A 15172-nucleotide genomic window follows, 5' to 3' on the forward strand; every position below is an offset into this window, starting at 1 on the left:
CTGAATAAAAAAATGGCCGTCTAATGACAGCCATTCTGTACAGAAAAACATAACAAATTACTTTTTGGTCGCCATCACATCTTCCAAGGTTAGCCCAGTCAAATCACGAATGGCGCGCCACAAGTAATAAAAAACCCCTAACAACATCAGCATAGATGGCAACGCAATCATTGGGTAACTATATAAAGTTAATTGTCCCAATTGCTCATTAAATTCAGCAGTGCCCGCAGGACTCGTTACCAACCACTTAGCCAACACGTAATTCATTGTCGCCGAAAAAACGAAAGAGCCAGCGACCAAATAAGTGGCCTTCATTAAGCGCCTTTCAAAGGCGGCGGTGCTGTTATGCTCAACTAATTTCTGCTTAATTTTTTCCACATCCATAACATCAGGATTAAATAGCAGCGCCCTCACTAACGGATAAGGCGTAAAAGTAGACGCTAAAACCGCGATACCGATAATCGCAGGAATGGCGGCTTCTTTAATTGCCAACCATTTTGTGTCTAACTCAAACAAACCGATGCCGCCCGTTAGCGACACACTCAACAACCCTAACAAAGCGATAAAGTTAAACTTTCTGTATTTAATTAGCTCAAATAGGCCCCAACCAAGTGGAAAAGCAAGTGCAGCTATCAAACCACCACTCGCACCTAGCTCACTGTCACCACTTAATTTCATTAAAATAAAAGACGGAATGATGATACTGACAATCAGGTCAACCATCGGGCGAGGTTTATGTGTCGATGCGCTATTCATAATGCTTACTTTTTATTACGGACTAATTGCGAAGGTTATAGCTAATTATCCGCCATAACACAACAGGTCACTAGAGAGTGATATAAATATACCCAAACAGCCTCGGGATACGAAATTCAGGATACTTATAAATTAAAAACCGAAATAGTTTAAAGTAAGCAATTAGATGATCTGAGATTGAATGGGGAGCGATAACAAACGAAACGCGGTCAATACTTAAGATTGCCATCGAGTTTAAACCAACTTATGAACAGCATTGACTCTGCTTGTAACAACATTAGTTTTTTTTGTTTAACGACCTGACCTGACGATTAGCCACACGAAGCATTTGCTTAAATTTTGAACATTGAAAATGAGTGGGCTCAGGGCAATTAGCAACATGACGCAAGCCATCGCGCATTGCACTTAACTGGGTAATTGTTTGATCCAACTCATACGCTTTGTTTAACAACAATTGACGATTTATTGTTGCTGCACCATCGGCAGCAAACATAGCGCCAATTTCCTCTAATGACATACCAGCAAGGCGACCCAAGGAGATTAAAGATAAACGTTGCAGCACATCAACGGCAAATATACGTCGCAACCCATGACGCCCCACCGATTGGATCAAGCCTTTTTCTTCATAATACCGCAGCGTTGATGCTGGTAATCCCGAACGTTTTACTACTTCAGCAATATCTAAGGATTTTTTCCCCATACATACTTGACCTCAAGCTAACTTGAAGTGCAATCATAAGCGAACGAACACGAAAACACCAACTTATACCCAATCAACCTGGAGATGCTTGATTTCAGCAAGATTTTACACGCGTTTAGGCAAGGCATTGATTGCAGGTAATGGCTTCCCCTTATCAAAATCAATAACACAGCATAAACGCGTGTAAAACTTGCCCTTTGGGAGCGCCGCCGTGTTTCCACTACGTTGTTACGCTAATTTGAAAGGTACCTACATTCCTGCATTAGCGTGCCTAGTATTGAAAACACGGTGGCGCTCTGAAACATGCATCTTCAAGTTGATTGGGTATAAAACATGCATTGACATGAGCGGTAACGTTAAGTGTTTTCATAACAAAACTTAGGAGCATTCTTAAATGAGTGATGAATTATCAATATCCCAGCTAGTCGCGAACACCTTGCTTATTGGTATCGGTGCAACGGCAATAATGGATTTTTGGGCCATATTGCTACAACGTGTATTCGGTATTGTCCCACTGAATTATGCTGTTGTTGGTCGATGGCTAGCATACATACCAAAAGGGACAATAAGCCATGACAATATCGGTGCCGTTAAACCGGTGAACACAGAGGCAATAATAGGCTGGGTAGCCCATTACTTGATAGGTGCTATATTCACCGCGGTGTTTGTCATGTATATGGGCAAAACCTGGCTGATCGCCCCATCTATATTTCCTGCCATGGCATTTGGCGCATTAACCGTCGCATTGCCATTTTTTATAATGCAGCCTTGTTTAGGGTTAGGGTTGGCAGCGGCCAAAACGCCTAAGCCAAATCTAGCTCGCTTTCGTAGTTTACTGGCCCATTCAGTATTTGGCTTCGGAATTTATCTCTCAGCAAAGATCAATCTATTACTTTTTTGATATTAAATAGAATCGCCACTATCTCTTCTATTTGTATGTGTTATTGCTGGCGACTAAGTAGCAAATTAATTCCCGACACAGCTAATAAAGTGGCACAGACGCGATTAAAGCGCTGTGCCATTTGAGGCTTTTTGAACCATTGCCTTAAATAGATTCCGAATAACGCATAGAGAGAAATCGCCGCCACTTCTAATAATAAGAAGGTAAGGCCCAACACGAAAAACTGTTCATTTGCATTTGCCGCTACATCTACAAATTGAGGAAGAAACGCTGTAAAAATTAAAATTGCCTTTGGGTTACCAGCGGCTAATAGAAACTCTTGCTTCGCTAAACCTAAAAGGTTGCGAGAACGCTCTATTTCACTGATTGGACTAGCCTCTGAGCACCATAGATTAAAAGCAATCCAAAATAAGTAAGCCACGCCTAGCACCTTAATAATGAAAAATAGCATTTCAGATGCGTATAAAACTACCGCTAAACCTGAAGCAGCCAAGGTGATCATAACAGCAAACGCAGCAATGCGACCAAGGCCAGCTATCCATGCTGACTTGAAGCCATAACAACGAGCATTATTCATAGACAACAGGTTGTTTGGCCCTGGCGTCATATTTAAAGCGAAACACGCAGGTATAAAGAACAATAATTTCCAGATCTCCACAATACTTTCTCCAAACAACTAACGCCCTCATTCACTGGAAGAGCAAATAAGAGCTTAAAAATTAAACTATAGGGTCGCAATCAATAAGTATCCGTGCGTTTCCCCTGCCTCACTCACTAGGCCAGTTCAGCACTATTCGTTATGATTATGTAGCGTTAATCGCTTTTCATGTTGAAGCATATTGAGCTGTTTGACAAATGGGATCACGAACATAAAACCGGCGTCCCCTACGGCACTTAATGCTGGCCCATATTCAGTTTTTATATTCTCGCCCTTAACGCTTTTTAGTATGTCATCAAGAGCGAAAATAGACTCACAGAATAAGTTGGCATCAGCTGGATCAAATGTGGCTAAATTTAACACCACTTTCTTTACTTTAATTTGACGCCAACCTTAATGGCTGACTTTTCATTATCACAAGCTTGTAGAATCACAAGCTTTAAAACAAGTGATCGTCGCTCAAAAACAGCCTATTTTTAAAAACTTACGCGACAAAAATTTATTAAATCAGCTATCTGACATCATTCCTAATGGCTGATTTATCACCCCACAGCTTACTTGATTAATTAATGACTTAACGAGCATGCTTTGATACATTGCATTCCTTTTCAAGCCAAAAGGGAAAAGTAGTGGGCGAACTATTAATCATATTAAAGATAGGCATAGTGATCATTTCCTTCATTGCCTGGCTGAGCTTCCGTTCGGGAAAAAACAACGCTAAAGCACAATTAGACCACCTAGGTGACGCGATTAAACCACTGCGAACCCTGACAGATGAAGAAAGTGAAGCGCTTGCAAGCAAGTTTGAATTCTCACCAACAAACCGTGACGTTTATGAGTTTACAGGGCCGATCGAAGGTGAAAGCTTGTCGACTAACGGCAGTGTAACTGACACTTACTACAGCATAGCTGGCTTTTTAGTTAGCATTCCCGAATCAGCCTTACCGTATTTACAACCTGGCGATAACGTAGCCGAAGTTGCCCATGAAAACGACAGTACTTGGTTAATTTCATTAAACAATGCTTGGCACATCAGTGCTGATGTTGCCGAGCATCAGACTCGTGATTTAAACAGTGAAAAAATCGAACAAGCGGCACTTGGCAAGCTCAAAGACAGTGACATTGAAATTGTCGGTAAACGTGATGCAACCGCCAAAGAAATTTTGATGTTAATGCCATACAGCTATGGCATTGGCAGCATGCTATCACTGTTATTAATCTGTGGCTTATTTGCTATTTTAGTTAACTTTTTTGAGCCTGCCATTGCCGTGGGCATCAGTTTATTACTGCTCCCCTTGAGCTACTGGTTATTGGCTCGCATTCGCCGCAGTCACCCAAATCAGCTATCTATTACCAAAATGAATGGTCAAATCCACGAAGTAGAAACCTTTGATAAAGGGATTATGGTTCACTTTCAGCCGCCGCAATTGACGATGGCTACCTCTTACTCTTACATCGCGCCACTCAGCTGGGAAGGGCAATTACCCCGTGATGGATTTGTTAACTTTGAAGTATCACCTAAGTCAGATCTTTTAGTATCGCTAGGCAATAACTTGTCGATAGCCAATAACCCAATGAAGCCACAGATCGCTCGTCATGTCAGTATGTTAGCGGGTGTTTTGGTCTTTTTAGGCGTGCTGTATTACAGTGTGAACATCCCTATCTTTAAGGCAAGTATTGCGCACTTATGGCATGAGCGACAAGTCACCGCAGCAGACGCCAGTTCACTTAATGATCAAGGTGTGGGCATCGGAGATGCGTTGGTATTATCTGGCCATCGTCAGTGCTTGTCGGTCGCCGACAGCTGGAATGTTGCCAGTTATTTTTGTCAACAGTTTTACTATTTAGACCAAGCCCCTGCAAGTAATCCAATGACGCCAACGTTGGTAGCGATAAATCAGTTCTTAACTCAATACCAAACCGTCGACATAACGCCACAAGTCAGTGATGCCCTTTACTCGCGCTTGCAATTGATGTTTTTATATAGCCAAGACACGTTAGCGCCGCAACGCGAGATCATGGGTTTTTCGGCCGATTTTTTCCCAAGTATGGTCGCATTAGTTGAGCCAGTTTGTGAATACAGCACCTATTGTGCAGACTTTAAAGAAGAAGCAGCACTGTTATGGCAAGATTATTTGGCTGATGTTGGCGAACCACAATCTTGTGAAACAGCGGCTTGTTGGCAGCAAATGCAACAAGATAACCCACTGGAAGATGTCTATGTACAGCATGTGCGTAAACTGCAAGGCTTCTATCAAGCCTTAAATAAGTTGCACCAAGATCTGGGCCAACAATTACTTAAGCAGCAGTTTGAACGGCCAACGCCCTCACCTTTATTACTTGTTGAATTAACTTCTAATACTCAGATACCAGAGCAAGCCGGTGAGCTTTATGCGGAATTGCTACGCGACATGGACAGTAATGATCTTAACGCTTTTAAAACCAGCCTGGCGGATGCTGAGCAATTTGATGCCCTTAAAGGCATAGTGTTGGCCGTGACTCAAACGGAACAAGGCCAAAAACTGTTATTGAATACGGATTTAACCAAGCAAGATCTACTGCAACAACTCTTTATACTCGCACTGCTATTAGTGCTAATTGGTTTAGCTCTAATGCATTTAATTCGTATCGTGTGGCTAAAATTTTTGCAACCAAATCACTGATTTTATAAGGTAAAATTGCGAATGTTTTTTTAAGCAATAGGTGGTCAATGACCAAACAAACATTGACCACCTTTGTGCCACAACATAACAGTATAGATACTTACCGTCGCTCAAATCTCTCAGCTCTTGAATATTAGAAGTCGAATTCGCGACACTTCCACTTATCTGTTAGCCCTTTTTACCCAGAAATTCAATTAGTAAACTTGAAAACTTTTCTGGATTTTCTTGAGGTAACATGTGAGATTCATTTTCAATAACCACCAATTTTGAGTGTCTTGAAGCTCGCGCATCACTCTGTGTGGCCAACTTAAATAAGTCTCGTGTTTTATCGCCATACCCAAATATCAAAGGCAGTTCGATATTCGATAAACTTTGGGTATCAATCGATGGATGTTCTTGCTGATTTAGTTGCAAAGGCAATGTGTAAGCTTGTTTTAACTGTAAACTCTTCACCTCAGTTGGTTGCTTATCGAAATAGCCCTGACTATTCCCAGAACCATCAATCAATGATTCAACAGCTAAACTCAAATTCCCCTGTTGTACATGATTAAAAACAGACTCAAACATTGAATTTGCATCCGTAACCCAAGTTTTCATTTCATCCTCTTGAACACAGCCGGGATATCCTAGCTCATACAAAAATACCTTAGACAGTGGCAATTGAGACGTTGCTATCATGTTCAATACAACATCTGCACCATAAGACCAGCCAACCACATTCACGGGCTTATCTGAAACTAACTGTTTCACAAGCTCACTTAGTTCTTGAGCATGTGAATTCAGACCAAAACTTAAGCTATCATCATTATCAAAATGACTTAAAGTCACTGAAACGACATCAAAATACTGAGCCAAGGAATCTATATGAGGGAGCCACATAGAACCATCTGTTAATGCTCCATGAACCAAGACTAAATATTCACCACTGCCTTTTTGAAAATATTTCACATTATATTCCTATTAAGGGCTAGCGCTTTGCTCACCGAGCGAGCGGTAGCGACTCCGGTGCAGCAACTTGTTAGCCATACACAAAATTGCAAATCTCGCTCGAATATTCACGAAGAAATAATTGTTTATCTTTCAATGGCTCAACAACGTGAGGCGGAATTTGATCCATAAACGAGAAATGGCCTGCGCCATCAGTAACACGAACATCAAGGTTCTGCGGATCAGGCATCACTTGAGCCAGCCACTTAATCTGTGAAGGAGGGGTGATGTTATCCTCGGAACCCACCCAAGTTAAAACTGGGACTCGTACCGTATCAAGAGCCCCCTGCGCTTGAAAGAATCCAGTTGGCGGAGCAAGGAGAGCGAGACGACTTAACCGTGCATCTGCTGAAATGTCGACACGATGACCAGGCCCCAACCACATTTGCCCTCCCGCTAGCGCAATAAGTGTGGCTGCACCGATTGAGTGACCCACGCCAGACACCGTTACGCCAGACGGGCCAAAAATATCAAGCGCCATGCACAGTCTCTTAGCCCGGAGTCTCAATTCATTCTCCGTTGGCCTTGGCGAAGAAAGTCGCGGGAAATGCGGGGCAATGACCGTACAGCCCGAATCAGCCAGTGTATCCAAAAGCGTAACGTGACGCTCCGGATTTCCGCCTGCGCCTACCGCAAATAGTACCACTGGGCCAGATTTTTTACCTTTCCGCACCGATACATCGAATAATTCTGAATCATCTTCCAATTTACTTAAACTCATCAAGGCCTCTGATTTACTTTGATGTTCTCGGGACGGCTAACGCCTCAAACACCGGCTTTACCAAGTCCGCGTGCTTTGACTTGATACATTGCCTATCCACCACCAGGCTCCTCACCTTCCGTATCTTGCCAATCAATTTCATCTCTTTGCTTCTCGGAAAGAGGCATTGCTGCACCTGACGCTTTTGTGAGCTTTGCACCAGCCATAGCGGAACCATTAAAATCACAGCTATTGAACTCAGCTTGGCGTAAATCTGAGCCAGATAAATCAGCTTCAGAAAAATCAACCTTTTCGTATATCGAAGCTCGAAGATCAGACCTTGACAGGTTGGCACTCGAAAAATTTACACCAATGAAATTATTCCAGTACAAATTAGATTCTTCAAGGTCAGTCCTACGAAAGCTACAATTAGATATCTCTGATTTTGAAAAGAAGGTTCTTCTCATATCCAGATTGCTCAGATCCATGTCTTCTATCCCCATTCGAAAAACACTGAATCCGCAAGGATCTTCATCATCATAATGAGGTAGCGCCTCGGGTAGTCTTGGTGATTGATCATCAAAGACCAAACCTAATTCTCTCAACGCACTTATAGTTTCCTCAAATGTTTTTCTCACCTGGAGACTCCTTTGGCAATGTAACGAGCCTGTAGAATTTCTCTTTGAATAAAATTTAGTGATTTTTTGAGTCTCTGTGTATCGCATTCTAAGCCCTTAAAACGACCTTGCGAATGCATTTACAACCCTTAAATCACGCTTGTTTTTGTTAAAATCGAGTAATTCTACAGCCTCAACGCCGCAATAAGCGGACTAAAACTGTGGGTTAAAATGTGCAGCGAAACGTAACCCACTGTTTTAGTTCCGTTTAAATGCCTTATTGAACGAAGCCGCTGCGCGGCAGAGTGTAGCTGATATTTCATACTCAAGTAATCCCCTCACTTTGATCGGGCTTGCTGGAGTAAGCTCATGAATACCACCGACCAACAACGTTTTGAATTTCTTTACCAACAACATCCTACCAACTTAACTTTGCAAGGAAAACGCCCTGCAACCGTTGATGCGTATTCTCGTGCGATGCGTCGCCTTTCTGCGTTTTTTGACCGCGCCCCCGATACCATGACCGCGGCGGATTTGAAGACCTACTTTGCCAGCCTGATTGCCACTCACTCTTGGAGCACGGTTAAAATTGACCGCAATGGCTTGCAGTTTTTCTTAAAAAGGAGAAATTCTACAGCCTCAACGTCGCCATAACGGGCCGAACGTTCATGGCCTTGTTAGATGCCAGATCGCTGAGCCCGATTTAGTAGTGGTAACGACACGAAAGTATCGTTATCGCTTGATCATCAACTGCATAAACAAGCCTGTTAGTGTCATCAGTACGACGAGACCAAAAACCAGATAAGCTCTCTTTTAACGGCTCTGGTTTACCGATACCCTCAAATGGAGAGCGCTTAACATCATTGATGAGTTTGTTGATTCGCTTGAGTGTTTTCTTGTCTTGAGTTTGCCAATACAGATAGTCATCCCATGCGTCATCAGTCCACGACAGTAAACGTTGACTGCTACTCATCAATTAACTCTCGTGCTGTTGTTTTACCAGCACGGTATTGGGCTATCGAACGGTTTAAGTGTTCAGCGTTTTGAGGAGAGCGTAGTAAGTGAACTGTCTCCATAAGACTATTGTAGTAATCTAAAGACATAACCACAGCATCCTCAGAGTCACGACGTGTAATGACTGTTGTGTCTGCGTCATTAACTACACCGTCTAGAACAGCTTTAAGACCATTTCTAGCTTCAGTAAAAGATACAATTCTCATAAGAACCTCCACATGTACATTTAATGGAACAAGTATAATCTTCATTATTCCACTTGTACAGTAAGTTGAACATAAGATATTAATAAGGCAACTAACGCTTCCGGCGTTTTTGATACTGATACTGCAACACGTACTGCCCAAGGGATTACAGCGCTCGGGATTATGGTTTTTTACGCGGTAACGCCAAAGCCCATCTTGCACCAAATACAGTGCTTGCTATTGCCGTTGCTGCAACAGCTACTGGGAATTGAGCCACCGAGCCAACCGACGCGAACTTGCCCTTGCTGCCAACACAGCATAGGCTGCATTGGTATCCTTCGACCGAGATAATCAACACCGCAAGGACGCAATAAGAATAATGGCATTCATCACGCCTAGAGCGACAACAAGAGGAATACGAATAAAGAAACAACACACAGACAAGCCGTAACAAGCTGATAAGACAAGCGTTTACATTATGATCGCTCCTTACTTCCCTCCCGCTCGTCTTGAGAAAGGTACTCAGGCTAAGTGCGGTTAACGCTCAATGCTGCAATTTACTTAATAAGGCAGAACGCGAGATCGGCGAGACTCCGGGGATAATCCGAGCATTGTCAAACAATTGAATATGGGGGGTCGGCTTCGCGACATCTATTCTTATCTGTTATGTGGCTTTGCCTCTCAAGCCAATTAAGTTGCCAAATGGGTCTTCAACTTGACACATTGAAAGCCCATTTTCTATTTCCATTGGAGCCCGGTAAAGCTTTGCACCAAGAGCCTCAAAGTATACTAATGACTTGGATAAATTGTTTACTGACCAATAAAGAACAGCTCCATTTTTGCCAGAGCCCACTTTTTCATCAGCTTGCACTATTTCAATAGAAAAGCCATTAAGGTCTAACACAGTAAAATCAAAATCTGAGTGATAGACAGACGTCGCTTCAGGAAAGGCTTTTTGGTACCAATCTAATCCCTGTTCTACATTAGGGACATGAACAAAAACTGCTGTAGGGGTCATAAATTCTCTCCTGCCACATAACGAGACTGTAGAATAACTCCAACAGCCAGGTTTGACTAAAAAACAGGGCCCTACAATCAATCCTAAGCGCTTCTAAGACAATAGGTAATGCATTTGGCCCCCATAAAGCAGGCTGTTTTTCTTAAAAAGAGAAATTCTACAGCCTCAACGCCGCGGTAATCTGCAGCTATGTAGTAGGTTGTGTTGTGGCAGCGTAGCGACCGCCACATAAACAAGCGACGGAATAGCCGCTTTGTTATACATTAACCATTGTTACCGGTACATTAATGAAAGACGAAATTTTAGTGGCATCACCAACGATCTCTTTTTTAACGCCGTGATCAATAATATTTATATGGCCTGATTTATGACCGCACAAATTCACCTCATAGCTAGTGAATTCTACACTACGGTTAGTGTTATGAGTTCTAACAGTCTTTTTCAGAATCTGAACCTCAGTAAAATCAGATAGACGCCCCTGGTCAATAATTTTTTTCGGCCTCCACATACTGTACCGATAATATTTATCTTCAACTCTATCAAGCTTGACCACCTCCTGAGTCAATAGCTTAAACTTGCTAAACCCCCAAACCATGAATATGCCAATGAATATAAACGAACACCCTAGTAGGTCGTTATCTGACTCCATGAGAATTTGTAATCCTCCATAAATCATGAATATAAATATTCCATTTATAACCAGGAAAAGCATTGTACCTGCCGCGACCGCAGTTAAAGTTGGTACTATTTTAATGGCATCTTTACCTGCCGTAACTACATGACATGTTTTAAAGTTTGATGCACCATTTAAAATTGGCTGAGATGGATCGATCATACCTTGATGTAACACCTAATGGATGAATAACGAGACTGTAGAATAACTCCAACAGCCAGGTTTGACTAAAAAACAGGGCCCTGCAATCAATCCTAAGCGCTTCGAAGACAATAGGTAATGCATTTGGCCCCCATAAAGCAGGCTGTTTTTCTTAAAAAGAGAAATTCTACAGCCTCAACGCCTAAAGCACGCGCCCAGTGTCGGAGCTAGGGTTTTGTGCGAGTATTTTCCCGCACGAAACTCAAGCGGAGTGTGCTGGGTCGCCGTGACTTTACTTGTTATAAGCCGATCCTGTAAATGTGCCATTTCTAAAGCCTGCTCTAGCGCCACAATGAGAGCGACACGCACCTGAAAATTGAGCATTAAGCTTACCCTCAGTGAACGTTATGCTCACCTTACAATCACCCTCTGACGCGGAATAACCAGACTCTGATTTAGAGAGTGTTAGTGGCCACCAGCATGAATGGTTATTACCACCAGTAGACATTGCATCAACTTGATACGTGCCATTATCGTTAGGGCATATATGAAATCTAGCTTTCTCACCAAATGTATATTCTTTAAATCCTGACTCACATTGATATTTAACACTAGGCTCATCTGAATATGACAAATGAGAAAACACAACTAAAGCTAATAACCATATATATTTCATTGTTGATTCCTGAGATATAACCTGAAAGCTTCTAACGCCCACAACACCGGTAAAATTGTCGCGCAGCGGAAATTTTATCCGTGTGATTGCGCTTGATAATCATTGAGCCTCCTCCAGCTACCTTTAACCTAGGTATGCTAACGGTGACAAAACCAAACGGAAAAAGCTCAATGAACTTTTATAATAACTCACATCCATACTACTGTGGTATCGATCTACACGCACCTATTCTTTATGTCTGCATTATTGATTTACAAGGAGAAATTGTTTTTCATAAAAATTAAAGCTGACAAAGATGAACTGATGATGTTACTCGAACCCCACATTGGCCAAGTGGTTGTCGGGGTGAAATGCATGCACTGCTGGTACTGGGTTTCTGATTGGTGCTAGAAGCAAGGCATCGACTTTGTCCTTGGTCATGCACTATATATGACAGCCATTCACGGTGGCAAAACCAAAAACGATAAAGTCGACTCCTTTAAAATTGCCTCACTTTTGCTCGGTGGCAATTTTCCTTTGGCTTATACCTACCCCAAAGAAATGCGCGCGGCCTGTGATTTACTTCACCGAAGAACCAAAATCGTTCGCCATGGTGCCATGCTTAAAGGCCATGTGGTCAATACCAACAGTCAACATAATTTGCCCCCATGGAACTCAACCTGAAAAACAAATGTGCCAGAGAAACGCTGCGAAGCAATTTTGATGATCCCATCGTCCAGCGCAATATCGATATGGATATGGCATTGCTGGATTTCTATGCCAAAGCACTAAGCTACGTCGCCTTGATTAGACACCTTATTGGCGCGCACCAATACAATCAGCGAAATCACTTACACCTTGGCTGAGCCTGGAACTAACTTTGCTTAAAGCACCTTTGTCTTGAATAGCGCCAGTGCAGGGTTAACCGATAAATGTCTAGTGCCCCTGTCATTTCCAGGAATGGAAAAACAACAAGCAGCAGTGAGACCACAATAAGAGAGGCTCTATATGTGTTTGCTGTAGGCGATGATCTGACAGCTACATGACAAACGAAGTAAACGGCTTTGCTGATTGACTTGAATTTGGCTGCTAACGCAGCCAAAGAAATAGCTAGTACATATTGACGGCCGGTAGGCTAATATGTGTTGGGCATTATTCGCGCCCTGGACGCCTGAAGTGACTGCGTGCATGTTCGACCTTTTCCCTGAACACACACCCCTCAGAGTGATCATTTATAAGACCCATTGCCTGCATAAAGGCATAGACGGTTGTGGGGCCAACGAACTTCCAACCCTGCTGTTTCAGAGCCTTCGACAGTGAAATGGATTCCTCTGAGGTTGATGTTGTCTGTGGCTCGGGCAAACTATTCTCATCTGGTTCGAATCGCCAGAAGTAAGCGGCCAGTGAGCCTTCCTGCTCCACGAGCTCTATCGCCTTTTTTGCATTGTTGATCACAGCTTCTATCTTTCCGCGATGCCTGACAATCCCTTCATCCTTCAATAATCGATCAATCTCAGAGTCACTGTACTTTGCCACCACATTAAAATCGAAATTTGAAAAGGCAGCACGAAAATTCTCTCGTTTAGCGAGAATCGTTCGCCAGCTCAGACCAGATTGAAAGCTTTCGAGACACAGTTTTTCAAACAGCCTGATATCGCCATCAACTGGATAGCCCCACTCATTATCGTGGTATTCAAAAAACTCAGGAGCAGCCGAACACCAGCTGCAACGCAATTCTCCATCAGGGCCTTGAACAGTAGAGTTCATCGTCCCCCTCACTTGGCCAGAAGAAAGCCCAGACGCTCATCTGCTTTCTTTGGCTCGATTTCAAGTATTTCTGCCGTAACGACATTCTCGGCCACAAATGGGTCTTGATTAACGCGGCTCTCAAGAGCATCCCTTGACTCACCATGAGCAATAACAGAGCCTCCAAGACCGGGTTGAAGACTACCAACTACCAAGAAAACCTTATCCTCAAACCCTCGCCTAATCCATTGATTGTGACCTTCCATAAAATCACTGGCCTGATCTTTATTTTCTGAAAACCGCAAAAGAACGACAAACATTAAAGCACCTCCGATTGATTGTTTGTTGAAGTTGGAAAAGAGGATAACCAGTCATCCAGACGACTTACCTCGCTGTGAATGAACTTCTCATCCTGAAATGCACTAGAAAGTGTCGCTACGCCTTGACTGAAAGCGAGCAGATGCATTGCCAATTCATCGGCGTCATCACAGCGATCAAGTTGCTCGAATTGTCGGCGCAGCCAAGTTCTGAATAGCGTAAACAACTCGTTTGCGTGGTTTCTTACGGGATGATCCAGCTTGGCAAGTTCAGTACAGAGCGTCCCTACCGGACAACCGTAACGCTTAATTTTGGCGCGATTCACTACCAAAATATTGATGAAGCTACGGATACGATCAACTGGCGTGTCGCCTTCTAGCTCCCAGTTATCGAGCATTGAATTCGTGCGAACAAGGCGATGACTGATTACGGCATCCAAAATTTCGTCCTTGGTCTTGAAGTGATAATAGAAATTTCCTCGGGAAATGCCTAGAGTTTCCGCAATTTGAGCGAAAGATGTGTGCTCAAACCCCTGCTCATAGAACAGTTGATCTGCCGTATCGACAATGCGATTTCTTGTTAGCTTATTGGCCACCTGAGCGACTCCTGACAACTGTAAACGATGTAGGACAACTGTCCTATTTACAAACTTAGGACAATTGTCCTAACAAGTCAATAGAGAACGACTTGTAGGTTGGCGAGGTTGAGTGCTCTGAGGCCCTAACGCCGTATTGATCGGACAAAAAAGTGGGTTAAAGCGTGCTGCAAATCTAAACATAAAACACTGTTTTTTGTTAGATTTAAATGCCTTATTATACTTTTTGTGCTACATAATTAAGAACATCTACTTTCTCGCCACCTCTCGTAAAATGAGCATCAAAATCGTATGCCATTTTCTCTAAAGGTGCTTCGTGATATCCCGAAGTTTGAATTTCTGTTATGTAGCGTTCCATAAATGCTATTGCACCTAAATGCCCCCATTGTGCAACATGGACAAGTTCGTGAAAATGTAAGCGCAAATCCGATGCAAACTGCGCAAGAACATAATAAGTGTTTTTGTACGTAATTCCGTGAACTTCCATATCTATAAAGTCACCTAATCCCATTTGGCGTAACTCAGGAAAGTTAGGCTTGGGGATTGTATCGACAATCACAAAATATGATTGTTGTAGGAACTCTAAAGGATAAAAACCTTTGAATTCATCAAAGAATTTAGAGCAAGAAATCCTTTGTTCTTGGTACTCAATGTTCGTCTGATCAATCCACTTTTCAATTTGATGCAACATACTAGACTCCAGAAAAATAATCGTGGTAGAGCAACCCATTACTGGGCCGCCCCCACACAGATCCGGACGTGCGCTTATTGCGTATTAACATGAAGTCGATCGGTTAATAACATCGATGCCGATCACTTGTACTCTTCTTTGTAGAACCTTTTTT

The 15172-nt window shown here is 42.7% G+C and carries 19 protein-coding genes and 1 pseudogene; 4 read left to right on the forward strand and 16 right to left on the reverse strand.

What is annotated here, in order from left to right:
- Window positions 1–57 precede the first annotated feature (57 nt).
- Window positions 58–756, reverse strand: coding sequence for a VC0807 family protein (locus Q4519_RS17475; protein ID WP_303514491.1), 699 nt, complete (start codon window positions 754–756; stop codon window positions 58–60).
- 277 nt (window positions 757–1033) lie between these two features.
- Window positions 1034–1456: a helix-turn-helix domain-containing protein gene (locus Q4519_RS17480; RefSeq protein ID WP_303514493.1), complete on the reverse strand. Its 423-nt coding sequence runs from the start codon at window positions 1454–1456 to the stop codon at window positions 1034–1036.
- A gap of 394 nt (window positions 1457–1850) precedes the next feature.
- On the opposite strand from Q4519_RS17480, the gene Q4519_RS17485 reads away from it, so the two are divergent.
- A complete protein-coding gene (locus Q4519_RS17485; RefSeq protein ID WP_232804057.1) occupies window positions 1851–2357 on the forward strand; it encodes a DUF2938 domain-containing protein in 507 nt (168 codons plus the stop codon).
- 40 nt (window positions 2358–2397) lie between these two features.
- Here the strand turns inward: Q4519_RS17485 and Q4519_RS17490 are convergent, their stop codons facing one another.
- The gene (locus Q4519_RS17490; RefSeq protein WP_303514499.1) at window positions 2398–3015 is read right to left on the reverse strand and encodes a LysE family translocator; all 618 of its coding nucleotides are present in this window, start codon (window positions 3013–3015) and stop codon (window positions 2398–2400) included.
- A 629-nt stretch (window positions 3016–3644) separates the two neighbouring features.
- Here Q4519_RS17490 and Q4519_RS17495 point away from each other — a divergent pair.
- On the forward strand, window positions 3645–5678 hold the full coding sequence (locus Q4519_RS17495; RefSeq protein ID WP_303514500.1) for an IgaA/UmoB family intracellular growth attenuator: 2034 nt from the start codon (window positions 3645–3647) through the stop codon (window positions 5676–5678).
- 168 nt (window positions 5679–5846) lie between these two features.
- On the opposite strand, the gene Q4519_RS17500 is transcribed toward Q4519_RS17495, so the two are convergent.
- From Q4519_RS17500 to Q4519_RS17510, 3 genes are all read right to left on the reverse strand, one after another.
- Entirely contained in the window at window positions 5847–6626 is a 780-nt protein-coding gene (locus Q4519_RS17500; RefSeq protein ID WP_303514502.1) for an alpha/beta fold hydrolase, read from the reverse strand.
- A gap of 70 nt (window positions 6627–6696) precedes the next feature.
- A complete protein-coding gene (locus tag Q4519_RS17505) occupies window positions 6697–7146 on the reverse strand; it encodes a hypothetical protein (RefSeq protein ID WP_303514504.1) in 450 nt (149 codons plus the stop codon).
- A gap of 332 nt (window positions 7147–7478) precedes the next feature.
- Complete coding sequence (locus Q4519_RS17510) at window positions 7479–8003, reverse strand: pentapeptide repeat-containing protein (RefSeq protein WP_303514506.1); 525 nt, start codon at window positions 8001–8003, stop codon at window positions 7479–7481.
- Between the two features lie 348 nt (window positions 8004–8351).
- Between Q4519_RS17510 and Q4519_RS17515 the strand changes: the two genes are divergently transcribed.
- Complete coding sequence (locus Q4519_RS17515; RefSeq protein WP_303514508.1) at window positions 8352–8636, forward strand: phage integrase N-terminal SAM-like domain-containing protein; 285 nt, start codon at window positions 8352–8354, stop codon at window positions 8634–8636.
- Between the two features lie 49 nt (window positions 8637–8685).
- On the opposite strand, the gene Q4519_RS17520 is transcribed toward Q4519_RS17515, so the two are convergent.
- From Q4519_RS17520 to Q4519_RS17545, 6 genes are all read right to left on the reverse strand, one after another.
- Window positions 8686–8955 (reverse strand): Txe/YoeB family addiction module toxin, encoded by a 270-nt coding sequence (locus Q4519_RS17520; protein ID WP_303514509.1) that lies wholly within the window; start codon window positions 8953–8955, stop codon window positions 8686–8688.
- Window positions 8948–9202 (reverse strand): type II toxin-antitoxin system Phd/YefM family antitoxin, encoded by a 255-nt coding sequence (locus Q4519_RS17525; RefSeq protein WP_005526636.1) that lies wholly within the window; start codon window positions 9200–9202, stop codon window positions 8948–8950. The genes Q4519_RS17520 and Q4519_RS17525 overlap by 8 nt, the downstream gene beginning before the upstream one ends.
- A 170-nt stretch (window positions 9203–9372) precedes the next feature.
- Entirely contained in the window at window positions 9373–9567 is a 195-nt protein-coding gene (locus Q4519_RS17530; RefSeq protein WP_303514510.1) for a hypothetical protein, read from the reverse strand.
- Between the two features lie 278 nt (window positions 9568–9845).
- Window positions 9846–10199, reverse strand: a complete 354-nt coding sequence (locus tag Q4519_RS17535) for a glyoxalase/bleomycin resistance/dioxygenase family protein (RefSeq protein ID WP_303514512.1) — start codon at window positions 10197–10199, stop codon at window positions 9846–9848.
- 256 nt (window positions 10200–10455) lie between these two features.
- A complete protein-coding gene (locus Q4519_RS17540) occupies window positions 10456–11034 on the reverse strand; it encodes a hypothetical protein (RefSeq protein ID WP_303514514.1) in 579 nt (192 codons plus the stop codon).
- 271 nt (window positions 11035–11305) lie between these two features.
- Window positions 11306–11689 (reverse strand): hypothetical protein, encoded by a 384-nt coding sequence (locus Q4519_RS17545; RefSeq protein WP_303514517.1) that lies wholly within the window; start codon window positions 11687–11689, stop codon window positions 11306–11308.
- A 170-nt stretch (window positions 11690–11859) separates the two neighbouring features.
- Here Q4519_RS17545 and Q4519_RS17550 point away from each other — a divergent pair.
- Window positions 11860–12468 (forward strand): annotated as a pseudogene (locus Q4519_RS17550) (transposase); the annotation flags it as partial.
- A 352-nt stretch (window positions 12469–12820) separates the two neighbouring features.
- On the opposite strand, the gene Q4519_RS17555 reads toward Q4519_RS17550, so the two are convergent.
- From Q4519_RS17555 to Q4519_RS17570, 4 genes are all read right to left on the reverse strand, one after another.
- Window positions 12821–13435 (reverse strand): DNA-3-methyladenine glycosylase I, encoded by a 615-nt coding sequence (locus tag Q4519_RS17555; RefSeq protein WP_303514519.1) that lies wholly within the window; start codon window positions 13433–13435, stop codon window positions 12821–12823.
- Between the two features lie 8 nt (window positions 13436–13443).
- The gene (locus Q4519_RS17560; protein ID WP_303514521.1) at window positions 13444–13734 is read right to left on the reverse strand and encodes a YciI family protein; all 291 of its coding nucleotides are present in this window, start codon (window positions 13732–13734) and stop codon (window positions 13444–13446) included.
- Window positions 13734–14327, reverse strand: coding sequence for a TetR/AcrR family transcriptional regulator (locus tag Q4519_RS17565; protein ID WP_303514524.1), 594 nt, complete (start codon window positions 14325–14327; stop codon window positions 13734–13736). Before Q4519_RS17565 ends, Q4519_RS17560 begins: the two co-directional genes overlap by 1 nt.
- A gap of 217 nt (window positions 14328–14544) precedes the next feature.
- Window positions 14545–15018: a hypothetical protein gene (locus tag Q4519_RS17570; RefSeq protein ID WP_303514527.1), complete on the reverse strand. Its 474-nt coding sequence runs from the start codon at window positions 15016–15018 to the stop codon at window positions 14545–14547.
- Between the last annotated feature and the right edge of the window lie 154 nt (window positions 15019–15172).

The organism is Motilimonas sp. 1_MG-2023, from assembly GCF_030547455.1.
Lineage (GTDB): Bacteria > Pseudomonadota > Gammaproteobacteria > Enterobacterales > CBDFNC01 > Motilimonas.

What these genes read in the sequence shown, in the direction of transcription:
- Q4519_RS17480 (WP_303514493.1), bottom strand. Translation starts at nt 1,456, where the DNA reads ATGGGGAAAAAATCCTTAGATATTGCTGAAGTAGTAAAACGTTCGGGA.
- Q4519_RS17530 (WP_303514510.1), bottom strand. Translation starts at nt 9,567, where the DNA reads ATGCCATTATTCTTATTGCGTCCTTGCGGTGTTGATTATCTCGGTCGA.
- Q4519_RS17570 (WP_303514527.1), bottom strand. Translation starts at nt 15,018, where the DNA reads ATGTTGCATCAAATTGAAAAGTGGATTGATCAGACGAACATTGAGTAC.
- Q4519_RS17515 (WP_303514508.1), top strand. Translation starts at nt 8,352, where the DNA reads ATGAATACCACCGACCAACAACGTTTTGAATTTCTTTACCAACAACAT.
- Q4519_RS17485 (WP_232804057.1), top strand. Translation starts at nt 1,851, where the DNA reads ATGAGTGATGAATTATCAATATCCCAGCTAGTCGCGAACACCTTGCTT.
- Q4519_RS17505 (WP_303514504.1), bottom strand. Translation starts at nt 7,146, where the DNA reads ATGGCGCTTGATATTTTTGGCCCGTCTGGCGTAACGGTGTCTGGCGTG.
- Q4519_RS17560 (WP_303514521.1), bottom strand. Translation starts at nt 13,734, where the DNA reads ATGTTTGTCGTTCTTTTGCGGTTTTCAGAAAATAAAGATCAGGCCAGT.
- Q4519_RS17475 (WP_303514491.1), bottom strand. Translation starts at nt 756, where the DNA reads ATGAATAGCGCATCGACACATAAACCTCGCCCGATGGTTGACCTGATT.
- Q4519_RS17555 (WP_303514519.1), bottom strand. Translation starts at nt 13,435, where the DNA reads ATGAACTCTACTGTTCAAGGCCCTGATGGAGAATTGCGTTGCAGCTGG.
- Q4519_RS17545 (WP_303514517.1), bottom strand. Translation starts at nt 11,689, where the DNA reads ATGAAATATATATGGTTATTAGCTTTAGTTGTGTTTTCTCATTTGTCA.
- Q4519_RS17540 (WP_303514514.1), bottom strand. Translation starts at nt 11,034, where the DNA reads ATGATCGATCCATCTCAGCCAATTTTAAATGGTGCATCAAACTTTAAA.
- Q4519_RS17525 (WP_005526636.1), bottom strand. Translation starts at nt 9,202, where the DNA reads ATGAGAATTGTATCTTTTACTGAAGCTAGAAATGGTCTTAAAGCTGTT.
- Q4519_RS17535 (WP_303514512.1), bottom strand. Translation starts at nt 10,199, where the DNA reads ATGACCCCTACAGCAGTTTTTGTTCATGTCCCTAATGTAGAACAGGGA.
- Q4519_RS17520 (WP_303514509.1), bottom strand. Translation starts at nt 8,955, where the DNA reads ATGAGTAGCAGTCAACGTTTACTGTCGTGGACTGATGACGCATGGGAT.